Genomic DNA, 13,480 nt, shown 5'->3' on the forward strand with positions numbered 1-13,480 from the left:
ACCACTCAGCTGTAGTATGCGGACGCTTTACCGCCTTTTTGACGATGTGCGGACTTTGCCGATGAAAGGCAAACGTCGCCCCAATGGTTACGTAGAACGGCGGGGGAAGGCCGGTCAACTTGGCCAAAGCATTCACCAACGGGCTGTCGACTTTCCCAACTTTAACCGTGAATTCGGCCACCTTGAAGCCGACACCGTCCAGAGCAAGGGACATCAGGGCGCCGTTATGACTTTGGTAGAACGGACTTCCAAAGTCGAAGTAATTCTTAACGTCCATAGTAAGACGGCCACCAGTGTGATCCAGCACTTACAGGAATGGCTGGCAAAGTTTCCACCCCACTACTTCAAGTCGATTACCTTCGACAATGGGAAGGAGTTCGCTGACTGGCGAGCAATTGCCAACCAATTTGACCTCCAGACCTACTTTGCCGAGGTGGGGGCACCTAACCAACGGGGGTTAAACGAGAACAACAACGGCCTTCTGCGGCGCGATGGACTCCACAAAGGTCGCGATCTCCGCCACCTAGCTGATGAAGAGGTTGCTCAAATAATGAGCTACCGGAACAACATTCCTCGCAAGTTATTGGGCTATCAAACACCTTACGAGGTATTCATAAAGTATGTCACTGATGAGCAACTACTTTTTTTCTAACTTAAATTGACATTTCGGGAAATTAAATAATTAAAGCCCAGGTCCTGAAAAAGATGGTGGTGAACTTCACATACTTATGATCGTTATTTATACTAATTAGCCATCAAAATGGGTTTAACCCATTTTGATGGCTAATTAGTATTAGGATGGATTTTACGAGGGGTAACTTTACGCCAATTATTCCGTTTCAGAACACTATAAAAGGTTGACTTGGCTATTGAACAATCGAAGGTCTGATTAAATCGACACCACAATTCGTGGACAGTTACGAAATATCCTTGGTTGGCTTCTGCTTCAACTTGCTTGAAAAATTCATGTTCTTGGGTTGCCGTTACGGTTTGATGATGCCGTCCCCCACGACGATCTTGAAGCAATTGTTTGATACCTTGTGTTTTGTAAGTATTCACCCAACGTTGAAGTGTACTTTGTGGAGTGCCAGTAATCTCTAGAATTTCGTGTTGGCTTTTCCCTTGGCCCCACAACTTAACAGTGAGCAACTTACGATAATGCTTGGTATCAGTTTCTTGCGTCAGATGCTTTTCAATTTAATTTAGTTGGATTTCATTTAATTTTTTCATGTCTTACATCATATCATACCGAAGATATTAACGGTCCTATTTTGAACAATAATCAGTATTATTTACAAAAAAATATTGTTAACGGCATTAAAAGTGATATCTTAATATTTAAGCGCTTGATGATTTATATTGTGAATCGATTCACAAAAGTCGAAGAACAGAGGATTAGTGAAGAAGGAAAATTAATGCGGAATAAAGATAAAATTTTAGGGACCCTTTACGGCCAGGCAATTGGTGACGCGATGGGGATGCCGACTGAACTCTGGCCCTTAGAAAAGATTTGGGCGAAGTTTGGCCGCCACATCACTGAATTCTTGGATGGTACAAGCGATAACGACATTGCCCAGCATTTTACGGCGGGCGAATACACGGACGATACCAATCAGGCCTTCGCAATTTTGGATGCCTTGATTGAAACAAATTGGCAGCCTAACCAACAAGTCTTAGTCAAGCATATTATGGATTGGGCAAATCAAGTTGGCGCTTGGGACAACAACGTTTTGGGACCAAGCAGTAAGGCGGCCTTGACGTTGGTAAAGGAGGGCAAGGATCCGCATGAAGTAACCAAGACCGCTTTGACTAATGGTTGCGGGATGCGGATTGCGCCGATCGGGGCGCTCTTTGAACCATCTCAACAGGCCGAATTGATTAAAATGGTCTACGAAGTAACCAAGATTACCCATTCCAGTGATGTTGCCATCAGCGGGGCGGCGATGATTGCCGGCGCAGTGACGGCTGCAGTGGCGGACTATGATTGGGATCAAATCATAGCGTATGCCTCAGCAGTAAACGACGAAGCGTTTAAACTTGGAGCACCAACCTGGGCGGCTAAGACCCATCAACGGTTGCAACTCGGCTTGCGGCTGGCCAAAGAACATGCGAATGATCCGGCTGGCTTTAGTCAGGCGATTTATGAGACGTTAGGGACAGGTACCATGGTTTCGGAAAGCATTCCGGCCGCCGTGGCAATTGCCTACTTCACCCGTGATGTTGAGCAGTGTGCTTACTTATGTACGAACTTGGGTGGCGATACTGATACGATTGGGGCGATGGCAACGGCGATTTGCGGTGCTAAACAAGGGGCCAATAAGATCCCAGTGGCCTGGCGGCAGTTAATTGATCAAAAAAATCCCCAACACAATATTCACAGATTCGCGGAACAAATGCTGGCTTTTCAAGCTTGATGCAAAATGAATGGAGGCATTCATAATGGAAGCAGAAACGATCAAAGTTGCGGAGCAAGACAAGACGTTGAGTCCAGGTAAGTTATTCTACAATTGGTTTGCGGCAAATGTCGGGATCATGGGTTTTGTCTATGGGGCAATTGTAGTTAGCTTTCACCTGTCTTTTTGGCAGGCCCTGAGTGCGGCATTAATTGGGGCGCTGACGTTTGTGATTCCGGGCTGGGTGGCTATGATTGGCCAACGCGAAGGCGTCACAACCTTTAAACTCAGTCGGGCGGCTTATGGCACTCACGGAAATAAGATTCCTAATGCGATGGCCTGGCTCAACATGGTTGGTTGGCTATCAGTTAACGTAATTACCGGGACCTTACTATTCTCAGCAATGCTGAAAACCATGCACTTACCCCAAAATAATTTTACGAAGTTGCTGTGCTTGGTGGTTTTTGCCAGTTTAGTAATTTTATCGGGGATTTTTAAAGAGGAGACCTTGGCGAAAATTCAAACTTGGTTAAGCTGGATTTTCGGTTTGCTAACCCTAGTGATTTTGGGTTTCTTTTTGATCCGGGCAAATTGGGACGTGGCCATGAGGATGCCAGCCGGAAATTGGCTTACAGGTTGGTTGCCAGCGGTGGCATTTATCGCAGCCGGATCCAGTATTTCGTGGTCGATGGCAGCAGCTGACTGGGGAGCGTATGTAAATCCGCAAACCAAACCCGCCGCGACTTTTTGGAACACAACCCTAGGTTCAGCGATCCCGCTGTTCGTATTAATGGCGGGTGGGGTCCTCTTAAGCACGATTTCGCCGCATTTGGCATCGGCGAGTGACCCGTATCAAGTAATGTACGAAGCGGTCCCCGCTTGGTTTGGGGCGCTGTACTTCTTAGTTGCGTCTGGTGGTCTAATCCCCCAGTGTTTGGTTTCTTTCCGTTCGGCCCGGATCAATTTGGCGACGGTTGGAATTAAAGTTTCGCAGCGGACTTCGTTGACCTTACATGGGATTATCATCGTTGTTATTTCGGTCTATGTCCTGTTTATTTCAGGAGACTTCTTGGGTAATTTTGAGCTCTTCTTAAATTTCCTGGGGATTTGTTTGGCCGCTTGGGTGGCGATTTTCTTGGTTGACTCAGTTCTTTACCGTCAACGGGGCTATGATATTAATTTAATGCGAGCTGATTCGCAAGTCCATTACAATTGGCCCGGGATTATTTCATGGGTGATTGCAACTATTACTGGTTTCTTGTTTACTAGCAACAGTTTATACCGGGGTTTGTTTGCTCGGGGGATTTTTGCCGATAATAGTAGCCTGGCTGTCTTCATGGCCGGCCTAGTTGCGATTGTTGTCATGGGCCTCTTTACGATTATTTCTAAACTAAAGGGGGCTGCGTCACATGGTTAAACGAGTGTTAGTAATCGGGGCTGCTTTTGTCGATGTAATTGTTAATGTCCCTCAATTGCCAACGGCGGGTGGCGATGTTACCGGGATGCCAGTTAGCTCAGTTGTTGGTGGATGTGCTTTTAATGTTGATGGTGCTTTACGGCGGACTGAAGTTTCGAGTGATCTGTTAGTACCAGTCGGCCAAGGACAGTATGCAGAGGTAGTCCGTCAAGCCATGGCAGCTAAGCACATTCCATTGCTCCTTCAAGTTCAGGGGGTGGATAATGGTTGGGATCTATGCATGGTGGAACCCAATGGCGAGCGGACTTTTCTGACGGTGCCTGGGGTTGAACAAAAATGGGAGCCGGCGTGGTTTGAAAAGCTACCGCTATCGCAATATGACTATGTTTATCTTAGTGGCTATGAAGCGGAAGATGAAGCAGCGACCACGGTAATTCTAGATGTGCTGGCGCAAAAAGCGCCGCAAGCAACGCTCTTATTTGATGCGTCACCGCGGATCAAACACATCCAGCCAGCGATCTTAGCCCGACTGTTGTCACCAGGGGTGATGATTCATTGTAATCAGGATGAGCTAGCCTTTATGGCTAAGGAAACTGATCGGCAAAGCCGGTTAAAAGCGTTGTATCACCTAACGCAACAGCCAGTAATGCTGACCTTAGGGGCCCAAGGAACCTGCTTGTTTGATGACCAGGGGGAACGAATTATTCCCGCAGAAAAAGTCAACGTCGTCAATACGATTGGAGCGGGCGATACGCATTGCGGTGGTGTGCTTGCGGGATTAGCATTAGGTCAGCCGATTGATGAAGCCGTTCAACTTGGGAATCATTTGGCGGCCTTGGTCGTGCAACAAGTGGCTGGCCGATTAGATTAGAATTAAGTAGCGAGGAGCTTAGTTTTGGCGCAGACTGAAACTAAGCTTTTTTGTCGCAACGAGATTTGTAATTTCACCCCAAGTCGACTATATTAGATAAGGATTCTGATTTAACCGCTTTAAATCAAACAAAGTAAGGCATGATTTATGTACAAAAACATCATCGTGACGGGGGGCGCCGGCTTCATCGGCTCCAACTTCGTCCATTACGTTGTCAACAACCACCCGGGGGTTCACGTGACCGTCTTAGATAAGCTGACCTACGCCGGTAACAAGGCTAATCTGGCCGACTTACCGGAGGACCGGGTGAAGTTAGTCGTCGGCGACATCTGCGACGTGGACCTGGTTGATTCCCTGGTCAAGGACGCCGACGCGATCGTCCACTACGCGGCGGAAAGCCACAACGACAACTCGCTCCTTGACCCGACACCGTTCATTCAAACCAATATTGTCGGTACTTCGGTACTAATCAACGCTGCCCGCAAGTACGATGTCCGCTTCCACCACATTTCGACCGACGAAGTCTACGGTGATCTGCCGCTACGCGAAGACCTGCCGGGCCACGGGGAAGGGCCGGGCGAAAAGTTCACGCCGGATTCCCCTTACCGGCCGTCAAGTCCATACTCGTCTTCTAAGGCCAGCTCCGACTTGCTGGTCCGCGCTTGGGTCCGCTCCTTTGGCTTGCGGGCGACGATTTCGAACTGCTCGAACAACTACGGGCCGTACCAACACATCGAAAAGTTCATTCCGCGCCAAATTACCAATATCTTAAGCGGAATTCGGCCAAAGCTCTACGGGACCGGCAAGAATGTCCGCGACTGGATCCACACCAACGATCACTCGCGGGCCGTTTGGCAAATTCTGACCAAGGGCAAGATCGGTGAAACCTACCTGATCGGGGCCGACGGCGAAAAGAACAATAAGGACGTCCTCGAGTTGATCCTGCAAATGATGGGTCAGCCGGCCGATGCCTACGACCAAGTTAAGGACCGGCCGGGTCACGACCTGCGCTACGCGATCGATGCCACAAAGCTGCGGACTGAACTGGGTTGGAAACCAGAATTCACTGATTTTGAAACTGGGCTCCAGCACACGATCGACTGGTATACTGAGCACCGCGATTGGTGGAAAGCTGAAAAGGCGGCAGTCGAAGCCAAGTACGCGCGGCAGGGGCAATAGTTATTTGACGTCAAACGGTTTAAAAGTAGTCTCGCAGTCAGGGAAGGGGAGGCCTTGCTTCTAGGCTTACGCGATTGGTGTTATCCATTTGATACCACGAAAAAAGAGGGTTCTCATGCGGAACCCTCTTTTTTCAAAGAAGCAAATTAGCTAAACATCACCGTGCCCTCGGGGGCTTCAAACGGCGCGTCCTTATTAATGTGGTCGTAAAAGAGGATCCCCTTCAAGTGGTCGATTTCGTGTTGGCACACGATCGCCGGGTAGTGCTTCAAGCGGACGGTGTGGTCGTTGCCATCGACGTCGGTGTACTTGAGGGTGATCCGGTCGTGCCGGGGCACGTAGCCCGGAACGTCTTCATCGACGGACAAGCAACCTTCCCCTTCGGTCAGGGCCCCGTATTGGACTGATTCACTGACGATCACCGGGTTGATGATTACGTCCTTAAAGACCGGCTTGCCGCCTTCTTCCTCGGCGGGGACCAAGACGGAGGCCATTTGCTTGGAGACACCGACTTGTGGTGCCGCCAGGCCGACGCCGGCCCGCAGCCCGTACTTTTTGCAGAGTTCTTCGTCTTGGCTGATTTCTAAGTATTCCATTAATTGTCGGGCTAATTCCCGGTCTTCAGCGGACAGCGGAAATTCGACCTTGGCGGCCCGCTTGCGGAGGACTGGATTGCCATCCCGCGTAATATCCTTCATTAAAAACAATTGAATCCCTCCAAAGTGATTGGTAATGGTGGCCCAGGGGCGCACCTTGCTTCTTCAAGTTTATCACAAATTGGCAGGGGGCCAAAGATTTCGCTGGATCCCGGCAAAATTTACCGGGAATTAAGCGTGTGATTAACTCTTGCGCCCGGAAAAATGGTAAAATAATTAGAAATTGCAATTGAGAGGACGTGGCGTCATGGAGCAAAATTATGCATACCCGCTCGACCCCAGCTGGTCGGTAGCCGAAATTGAAACGGTAATGGCCTTTTTGAATACGGTCGAAGCGGCCTACGAAGGGGGCGTGGCCGCGGCCAAGGTCCAAGCGACCTACCAAGCCTTTAAGCGGGTCGTGCCAGCCAAGAGCGAGGAAAAACGGCTCGGCCGCGACTTTGCCCGGGCCAGTGGCTACCAGCTCTACGAGGTGGTCCAAGCGGCGCTGGCCAATCCGCAGGGGCGGGTTGCTTTGACCGCACGGGGGTAGATCAATGGCAGCTTTGGATGCACAATTACAAACCCTGATGTGGGCGGCGAGAGAAAAGACCTTGGCTTTGATGGCCGACCACTACGAAGTTGACGCCAAGACGACCTTCAACGACCTGGTGACGACGGTGGATAAGGAAACCGAGCGCTTCATTACCGCCCGGCTCAAAGAAATTGACCCGACCGCCCAAATCATCAGTGAAGAAGGTTTCGGCGATGAGGTCCACGACCTCAGCGGCCGGGTCTACATCGTCGATCCGGTCGATGGGACTTTGAACTTTGTCAAGCAGCAGACCAACTTTGCGACGATGCTGGCCTGCTACGAAGACGGCCAGCCCAAATTGGGCTACATTATGGACGTGATGAACCAGACCCTTTATCACGGTGGCCCTGGCGTGGGCGTCTTTAAAAACGCCCACCCCCTGACCCCACCGGTCGATCGCGGCCTGCGTGGTTCGCTGGTCGATGTTAATTACGGCCTGCTCTTTACCAATCACCACAACGTCCAGGCAGTGATCAAAAACGCCAGCGGCCTGCGTTTGTATGGCAGTGCGGGGCTGGAGATCATCAACGTCTTAGAAGGGCGCTTAGGCCTGTATTTATCCCGCCTCAAGCCGTGGGATTTGGCCGCTGGCCGGGCCTTGGCTGAGGGCTTGGGATTAGTGGTAAAAGCCATTGACGAAAAAGGACTCGATGTGTTATCATCTAACCTTGTATTAGTAGCGACGAAGCAAGTGGCGGACGATGTCTTCGCCCTTGTCAATTAGCCGGCTTGCTGTGACCATGACGTCACAGTTTTTTTATGAGTTAATACCGATTCGATCGAGAAGAAAGGAAGATTAGACTTGACCTCGCGTGATGATATCCGCAACATTGCGATTATTGCTCACGTTGACCATGGTAAGACGACCTTGGTTAACGAAATGCTGAAGCAATCCGATACCTTGCCAGAACACTTTGACATCCAAGACCGGGCAATGGACACCAACGCCATTGAACGGGAACGGGGGATTACGATCCTCTCCAAGAACACGGCCGTTAAGTACGGCAAGTACCAAATCAATATCTTAGACACCCCCGGCCACGCCGACTTCGGTGGGGAAGTGGAACGGGTGATGAAGATGGTTGACGGGGTGCTGCTGGTCGTCGACGCCTTTGAAGGGACGATGCCACAAACTCGCTTCGTGCTCAAGAAGGCCTTAGAACAACACCTGGTGCCAATCGTGGTTATCAACAAGGTGGACCGCAAGGGGGCTCGCCCAGAAGAAGTTGTCGACGAAGTGCTCGATCTCTTCATTGAATTAGGGGCGGACGAAGACCAACTCGACTTCCCAGTGATCTACGCTTCGGCCATGAACGGGACGTCCAGTTACGACTCTGACATCGCGACCCAAGAACACACGATGAAGCCACTCTTTGACACGATTGTCAAGACGATTCCCGCCCCAGTCGACAACTCCGACGAACCACTGCAATTCCAAGTGGCGATCCTGGATTACAACGACTTCGTGGGTCGGATCGGGATCGGTCGGGTCGTGCGTGGCCGGATCAAGGTCGGCGACCAAGTAACGTTGATGAAGCTGGACGGTTCGACTAAGAACTTCCGGGTAACCAAGCTGTTCGGGTTCTTCGGGCTTAAGCGCGAAGAAATCGAAGAAGCCCAAGCCGGGGACCTGATTGCCGTTTCCGGGATGGAAGACATCAACGTTGGGGAAACGGTCGCTGATGCCCAACACCCAGAAGCCTTAACCCCACTGCGGATTGATCCACCGACCCTGCAAATGACCTTCCGGACCAACGACTCGCCGTTTGCTGGTCGCGAAGGGCAATTCGTCACTTCCCGGCAATTGGAAGACCGGCTGCGGGCTGAATTGCACACCGACGTTTCCCTGCGGGTCGACGACACGGACGATCCGGGTGCTTGGACCGTTTCTGGCCGGGGGGAACTCCACCTTTCGATCTTGATCGAAACGATGCGGCGCGAAGGTTACGAACTGGCGGTTTCCCGGCCACAAGTTATCTACCGGGAAATCGACGGCGTGGAATGCGAACCATTTGAAGAAGTGCAAGTCGACACGCCGGATGAATACACTGGTTCCGTGATTGACTCCCTGAACAAGCGCAAGGGGGAAATGCAAAACATGGAACAAACCGACAACGGGCAAACCCGCTTGATCTACTTGGTACCATCCCGGGGCCTGATCGGTTACTCGACGGAATTCATGTCCTTGACCCGTGGGTACGGGATCATGAACCACACCTTTGAAAAGTACGCCCCAGTGATCAAGAACTGGAACCCAGGCCGTCAAAAGGGGACCTTGGTTTCCATGAACGCCGGCAAGGCGACGACCTACGCCATGATGGGGATTGAATCCCGTGGGACCCTCTTGATCGATCCAGGGACGGAAGTCTACGAAGGGATGATCGTCGGGGAAAACAGCCGGGAAAACGACATCACGGTTAACATCACCAAGGGGAAGAACCTGACCAACGTGCGGGCCGCGGGGTCTGACGAAATGGCCCGGATCAAGACGCCAACTCACTTGTCCTTGGAAGAATCCCTGGAATTCTTAAACGACGACGAATACTGTGAAATCACGCCGGAAAACGTGCGCTTGCGCAAGCAAATCTTGAACACCAACGCACGGGAAAAGGCAGCTAAGCGCAAGAAGCAAGCGCAAAGCAAGTAAGCCAAGCGGATTAAGAGGAACGGAGGCGGCCCCTTCGCTCCTCTTTTTTTGCATGGTGTAAAATTCCGTGACATTGCGCCGTTTCGCGGTATAATTTTGGCAACACGTGCCCGAGAAGGGGGTTTTTATGCGAAGATTAAAGGAAAAAATGCGCCAGCTCGACCCGTGGCTGCTGGTGCCCTACCTGCTTTTGTGTGCGATCGGGATTGTGATGGTCTACTCGGCCAGCGCCGCGATTCGGATGCAGACCGGGGGCTCGCCGACGGCCTATTTGTTCAAGCAGACGATCTACGTCTTATTGGGGGTCAGTGGGGCGCTCTTGATTGCCAACATGAATTTGAACGTCTTTCGCGACGCGCGGCTCCTAGGTTATTCGGCCTTGGCCCTGTTAGGGAGTTTGATCTTTGTGAAGGGCTTTGGGGCGGCCGTCAATGGGGCCCAGGGGTGGATCAACCTAGGGATCATCAGCATCCAGCCGGCTGAAGTGGTCAAGTTCTACCTGGTTATTTACCTGGCCAACCACTTTGCCAATTACGATGAACACCCAGAGGCCAGTCACCAGCACATGTATACGCGCCCGGCGCTCCTAACGGGGGCTTTGCTGTTCTTGATTGTGATTCAGCCCGATACCGGGGGGATGGCGATCAATGCCGCGATTGCCTTTGTGATCTTTTTGGCCGGTGCGACGGCCTGGAAAATCGGCTCGCTGATTTTATCATCGGCCCTGGCGGTCATAATGATCGGCTTACCCCTGGCGTCAAATTGGATTATTGACCACTGGTCTGGTAGCTATAAGGCGGCCCGCTTTGTTGCCTACATGAATCCCTTTGGGACCAAGAATGGGGCCGGGGCCCAGCTGGTCAATTCCTACTACGCGATCAGCAACGGTGGGCTGACCGGGGCTGGGCTGGGCAATAGTATTCAAAAGATGGGTTATCTGCCCGAACCCAACACCGACTTTATCCTGGCGGTGATTGCCGAAGAACTCGGCTTTGTGGCCGTCGCTTTGATTTTAGTCTTGCTGGCGATCTTAGTCTGCCGGATTATTATTTTAGGAGCGCGGACCAATGAGATGTACGAAGGCCTGCTCTGCTACGGGGTGGCGACATTTTTAGCGGTCGAAACCGCCTTTAACGTCGGTGGGGTCTCCGGGCTCTTGCCGATTACCGGGGTGACCTTGCCCTTTATTTCTTACGGGGGGTCCAGTATGCTGGTCTTAAGTGCCTCCTTAGGCTTGATTTTAAATGTCAGCCGTCGCCAAAAGGAGCGGGCGGCCCTGGCAAAATTGGAAGGGGAGATGGCCCATGTTTGAGTTGACTGAGCGTCAAGGGCTCGTTGTCTACATTACCAGCCGCCGCGTGGTCCGGGTCCTACGCCATTACGGCCGGATCCAATATGTGTCCAAGCACTTTCACTACGTCATGATGTACGTGAATCAAGCCCAAGTGGCCAAGGTACTGCCGGAAATCAAGCAGTTGCGCAACGTCAAACGGGTGGAACTGTCGCCCTGGCAAACGCTGGATCCCGACGTGGTGGATCTGAAATCGACCGGCCTGTATAAATCACAAGATGAGGATGAATAAACGATGCGAGTAGTTGCAGGAGAATTTCGCGGCCGCAAGTTAAGTGCGGTCCCGGGGATGGCGACCCGTCCGACCACGGACAAAGTCAAAGAGTCCCTCTTTAATATCATCGGCCCCTACTTTGATGGCGGGGTCAGCTTAGATCTGTTTGCCGGCAGCGGTGGCCTCAGTATTGAAGGGGTCAGCCGCGGGATTGAACGCGCGGTCTTGATTGACCGCCAGTACGCGGCGATCAAGACGATCCAAAAAAATATCGCCGCGACCAAGCACCCGGAAAAATTTGACGTGTTTAAGCAGGATGCGGAAAAGGCACTGAAGCTGTTAGCCGCCCACGACGAGCATTTTGACCTGGTCTACCTCGATCCGCCCTACGCCAAGCAAAAAATTGTCGCCAACCTGACGACGATGGTGGCCTTAGACCTGCTTAATCCGGGGGCGGTAATTGTGGCGGAAACCAATCAGGAAGCCAATTTGCCAGCGGATTTGCCGGGCTTTGAACTGGTGCGGCGCCACGATTACGGGATTACGGTGCTGACGATTTATCATTTTAACGGGAAAGAAGGATAAACATGAAAGTAGCAATTTTTCCGGGGACCTTTGATCCCCTGACCCTGGGCCACCTCGATTTGATCAAGCGGGGGAGCGTCTTATTTGACCAGTTGGCGGTCGCAGTCATGACCAATACCGCCAAGGAACCGCTCTTTACCGTCGAAGAGCGGGTGGAACAAGTCAAGCGGGCCACCAGTGGCTTTGACAACGTGACGGTGATTACCACCCAGGGCTTGACGGTTGATTTAATGAACAAGATTGGGGCGGACTACCTCTTGCGGGGGCTGCGCAATACCAATGACTTCCAGTACGAACGCGATATTGCGGCGATGAACCAATTCTTGGATGATCAAGTTGAAACGGTCTTCTTGTTGGCCGACCCGAAGTACCAACACCTCTCCTCGAGCCTGCTCAAGGAAGTGGCCCGCTTTGGCGGCGACATCGATGCCCTCTTGCCGTCCAATATTTCGGCGGACCTGGCCAAGCGGATGCACGAACGCGAAGAGGCCCGGATCAGCGCCCGCAACCAGGGGCAAGCCACGGAGGAAAAATAAATGAACACGAAACAAGATAAGCGGATTCTCCGCCGGATCTTGGGGGGCCTGCTTGCCATTTTATTTGTGGCCTGGGCCCTTTTTTGGCCTTTAAACAGCTACATTGAGAGTCCCGGCACCGCCGACGACCTCAAGGCCTACGTTAAGGTCAAAGATCACCCCGATCGGGGCAAGGGGAGTTTTATGATTACCTCGGTCTACTTGCAACAGGCCCGGCCGGCGACTTGGATCTGGGCCAAATTGACCCCGCACACGACGATTGAATCAGCCGCGGCGGTCACGGGCGGCCAGTCGAGTCGGACCTACAATAAAGTGCAGGACTTCTACATGCAAAGTGCGATCAATGAAGCGATCGCGGTGGCCTTTAAGGCGGCCCACCAGGAATACCATAAGGAGTATTTGGGCATTTACGTCCTGTCGGTACAAAAGAATTCGCGCTTCAAGCACCAAGTCAAGGTTGGCGATACGATCACGGCGGTCAACGGCCATCATTTTGACAACGCGGCCGGCTACCAGCAATACATCGCCCACCGCCCGGTCGGCAGCCGCCTGACGGTGACTTACCTGCATAACGGTCGCACCAAGCAGGCGACCCAAAAGCTGGTCAAAATCGCGACCGGCAAGCCCGGGATCGGGATTATCCTGACTGACAACGTCAAGGTCACGACCAAGATCAAGACCAAGATTGATCCTGGTCAGATCGGGGGTCCATCAGGTGGGTTGATGTTTGCCCTGCAAGTATACGAGCAACTGACCCAACAGGACCTGCGCCACGGCCGCAAGATCGCCGGGACCGGGACGATCAATGCCAAGGGTCAGGTCGGTGAAATCGGCGGGATCGACAAAAAGGTGATTGCCGCCCACAAGGCAGGGGCAACGGTCTTCTTTGCGCCCTACGTCAAGCCGACCAAGGTGGTCTTAAAATACGAAGAAGGCCACCAAACAAACTACCAGTTGGCGAAGGCAACGGCGCAAAAATACGCGCCGAAGATGAAGGTCGTGCCGGTTAAAACGTTCAATGACGCGGTTAAGTACTTACAAACTCATCGCTAACAAG

15 protein-coding genes are annotated in these 13,480 nt (G+C 52.0%); 13 read left to right on the forward strand and 2 right to left on the reverse strand.

Going from position 1 to position 13,480, the window contains the following annotated elements; genetic code table 11:
* Positions 1-652: IS30 family transposase (locus FC43_RS05685; RefSeq protein WP_235807596.1), on the forward strand; the 652-nt coding region annotated here is incomplete at its 5' end.
* A 131-nt stretch (positions 653-783) separates the two neighbouring features.
* On the opposite strand, the gene FC43_RS11570 is transcribed toward FC43_RS05685, so the two are convergent.
* Positions 784-1,197 carry a helix-turn-helix domain-containing protein gene (locus FC43_RS11570; RefSeq protein WP_082611468.1) on the reverse strand — a complete coding sequence of 138 codons (414 nt, stop codon included), beginning with the start codon at positions 1,195-1,197 and terminating at the stop codon, positions 784-786.
* Between the two features lie 218 nt (positions 1,198-1,415).
* Between FC43_RS11570 and FC43_RS05690 the strand changes: the two genes are divergently transcribed.
* The 4 genes from FC43_RS05690 to rfbB all read left to right on the forward strand — a co-directional run bounded on the left by FC43_RS05690 (position 1,416) and on the right by rfbB (position 5,860).
* A complete protein-coding gene (locus FC43_RS05690; protein ID WP_056954821.1) occupies positions 1,416-2,414 on the forward strand; it encodes an ADP-ribosylglycohydrolase family protein in 999 nt (332 codons plus the stop codon).
* 25 nt (positions 2,415-2,439) lie between these two features.
* Positions 2,440-3,810 carry a purine-cytosine permease family protein gene (locus FC43_RS05695; RefSeq protein ID WP_056954823.1) on the forward strand — a complete coding sequence of 457 codons (1,371 nt, stop codon included), beginning with the start codon at positions 2,440-2,442 and terminating at the stop codon, positions 3,808-3,810.
* The gene (locus FC43_RS05700; protein WP_056954825.1) at positions 3,803-4,681 is read left to right on the forward strand and encodes a PfkB family carbohydrate kinase; all 879 of its coding nucleotides are present in this window, start codon (positions 3,803-3,805) and stop codon (positions 4,679-4,681) included. Before FC43_RS05695 ends, FC43_RS05700 begins: the two co-directional genes overlap by 8 nt.
* Before the next feature lie 147 nt (positions 4,682-4,828).
* Positions 4,829-5,860 carry a dTDP-glucose 4,6-dehydratase gene (gene rfbB, locus FC43_RS05705; RefSeq protein ID WP_056954827.1) on the forward strand — a complete coding sequence of 344 codons (1,032 nt, stop codon included), beginning with the start codon at positions 4,829-4,831 and terminating at the stop codon, positions 5,858-5,860.
* Positions 5,861-6,006: 146 nt separating this feature from the next.
* Here the strand turns inward: rfbB and def are convergent, their stop codons facing one another.
* Positions 6,007-6,567, reverse strand: a complete 561-nt coding sequence (gene def, locus FC43_RS05710; protein ID WP_040469922.1) for a peptide deformylase — start codon at positions 6,565-6,567, stop codon at positions 6,007-6,009.
* 196 nt (positions 6,568-6,763) lie between these two features.
* Between def and FC43_RS05715 the strand changes: the two genes are divergently transcribed.
* The 8 genes from FC43_RS05715 to FC43_RS05750 all read left to right on the forward strand — a co-directional run bounded on the left by FC43_RS05715 (position 6,764) and on the right by FC43_RS05750 (position 13,476).
* On the forward strand, positions 6,764-7,048 hold the full coding sequence (locus FC43_RS05715) for a UPF0223 family protein (RefSeq protein WP_056954829.1): 285 nt from the start codon (positions 6,764-6,766) through the stop codon (positions 7,046-7,048).
* A gap of 4 nt (positions 7,049-7,052) precedes the next feature.
* The gene (locus tag FC43_RS05720) at positions 7,053-7,814 is read left to right on the forward strand and encodes an inositol monophosphatase family protein (protein WP_056954831.1); all 762 of its coding nucleotides are present in this window, start codon (positions 7,053-7,055) and stop codon (positions 7,812-7,814) included.
* Between the two features lie 78 nt (positions 7,815-7,892).
* On the forward strand, positions 7,893-9,737 hold the full coding sequence (typA, locus tag FC43_RS05725) for a translational GTPase TypA (protein ID WP_019205893.1): 1,845 nt from the start codon (positions 7,893-7,895) through the stop codon (positions 9,735-9,737).
* Positions 9,738-9,864: 127 nt separating this feature from the next.
* Positions 9,865-11,049, forward strand: a complete 1,185-nt coding sequence (locus FC43_RS05730) for an FtsW/RodA/SpoVE family cell cycle protein (protein ID WP_235807597.1) — start codon at positions 9,865-9,867, stop codon at positions 11,047-11,049.
* Positions 11,042-11,320: a DUF2129 domain-containing protein gene (locus FC43_RS05735; RefSeq protein WP_056954835.1), complete on the forward strand. Its 279-nt coding sequence runs from the start codon at positions 11,042-11,044 to the stop codon at positions 11,318-11,320. Before FC43_RS05730 ends, FC43_RS05735 begins: the two co-directional genes overlap by 8 nt.
* Before the next feature lie 3 nt (positions 11,321-11,323).
* Positions 11,324-11,887, forward strand: coding sequence for a 16S rRNA (guanine(966)-N(2))-methyltransferase RsmD (rsmD, locus tag FC43_RS05740; protein WP_056954837.1), 564 nt, complete (start codon positions 11,324-11,326; stop codon positions 11,885-11,887).
* A 2-nt stretch (positions 11,888-11,889) separates the two neighbouring features.
* Positions 11,890-12,423: a pantetheine-phosphate adenylyltransferase gene (gene coaD, locus FC43_RS05745; protein ID WP_056954839.1), complete on the forward strand. Its 534-nt coding sequence runs from the start codon at positions 11,890-11,892 to the stop codon at positions 12,421-12,423.
* Complete coding sequence (locus FC43_RS05750; RefSeq protein WP_056954841.1) at positions 12,424-13,476, forward strand: SepM family pheromone-processing serine protease; 1,053 nt, start codon at positions 12,424-12,426, stop codon at positions 13,474-13,476.
* Positions 13,477-13,480 lie beyond the last annotated feature (4 nt).

It is taken from the genome of Limosilactobacillus ingluviei DSM 15946 (assembly GCF_001435775.1).
Classification (GTDB): domain Bacteria; phylum Bacillota; class Bacilli; order Lactobacillales; family Lactobacillaceae; genus Limosilactobacillus; species Limosilactobacillus ingluviei.

Excerpts from the sequence above, each read along its gene's own strand:
- FC43_RS05735 (WP_056954835.1), top strand. The coding sequence starts at position 11,042 with ATGTTTGAGTTGACTGAGCGTCAAGGGCTCGTTGTCTACATTACCAGC.
- FC43_RS05750 (WP_056954841.1), top strand. The coding sequence starts at position 12,424 with ATGAACACGAAACAAGATAAGCGGATTCTCCGCCGGATCTTGGGGGGC.
- FC43_RS05730 (WP_235807597.1), top strand. The coding sequence starts at position 9,865 with ATGCGAAGATTAAAGGAAAAAATGCGCCAGCTCGACCCGTGGCTGCTG.
- coaD (WP_056954839.1), top strand. The coding sequence starts at position 11,890 with ATGAAAGTAGCAATTTTTCCGGGGACCTTTGATCCCCTGACCCTGGGC.
- FC43_RS05715 (WP_056954829.1), top strand. The coding sequence starts at position 6,764 with ATGGAGCAAAATTATGCATACCCGCTCGACCCCAGCTGGTCGGTAGCC.
- FC43_RS05695 (WP_056954823.1), top strand. The coding sequence starts at position 2,440 with ATGGAAGCAGAAACGATCAAAGTTGCGGAGCAAGACAAGACGTTGAGT.
- FC43_RS05700 (WP_056954825.1), top strand. The coding sequence starts at position 3,803 with ATGGTTAAACGAGTGTTAGTAATCGGGGCTGCTTTTGTCGATGTAATT.
- rsmD (WP_056954837.1), top strand. The coding sequence starts at position 11,324 with ATGCGAGTAGTTGCAGGAGAATTTCGCGGCCGCAAGTTAAGTGCGGTC.
- FC43_RS05690 (WP_056954821.1), top strand. The coding sequence starts at position 1,416 with ATGCGGAATAAAGATAAAATTTTAGGGACCCTTTACGGCCAGGCAATT.
- FC43_RS05720 (WP_056954831.1), top strand. The coding sequence starts at position 7,053 with ATGGCAGCTTTGGATGCACAATTACAAACCCTGATGTGGGCGGCGAGA.
- rfbB (WP_056954827.1), top strand. The coding sequence starts at position 4,829 with ATGTACAAAAACATCATCGTGACGGGGGGCGCCGGCTTCATCGGCTCC.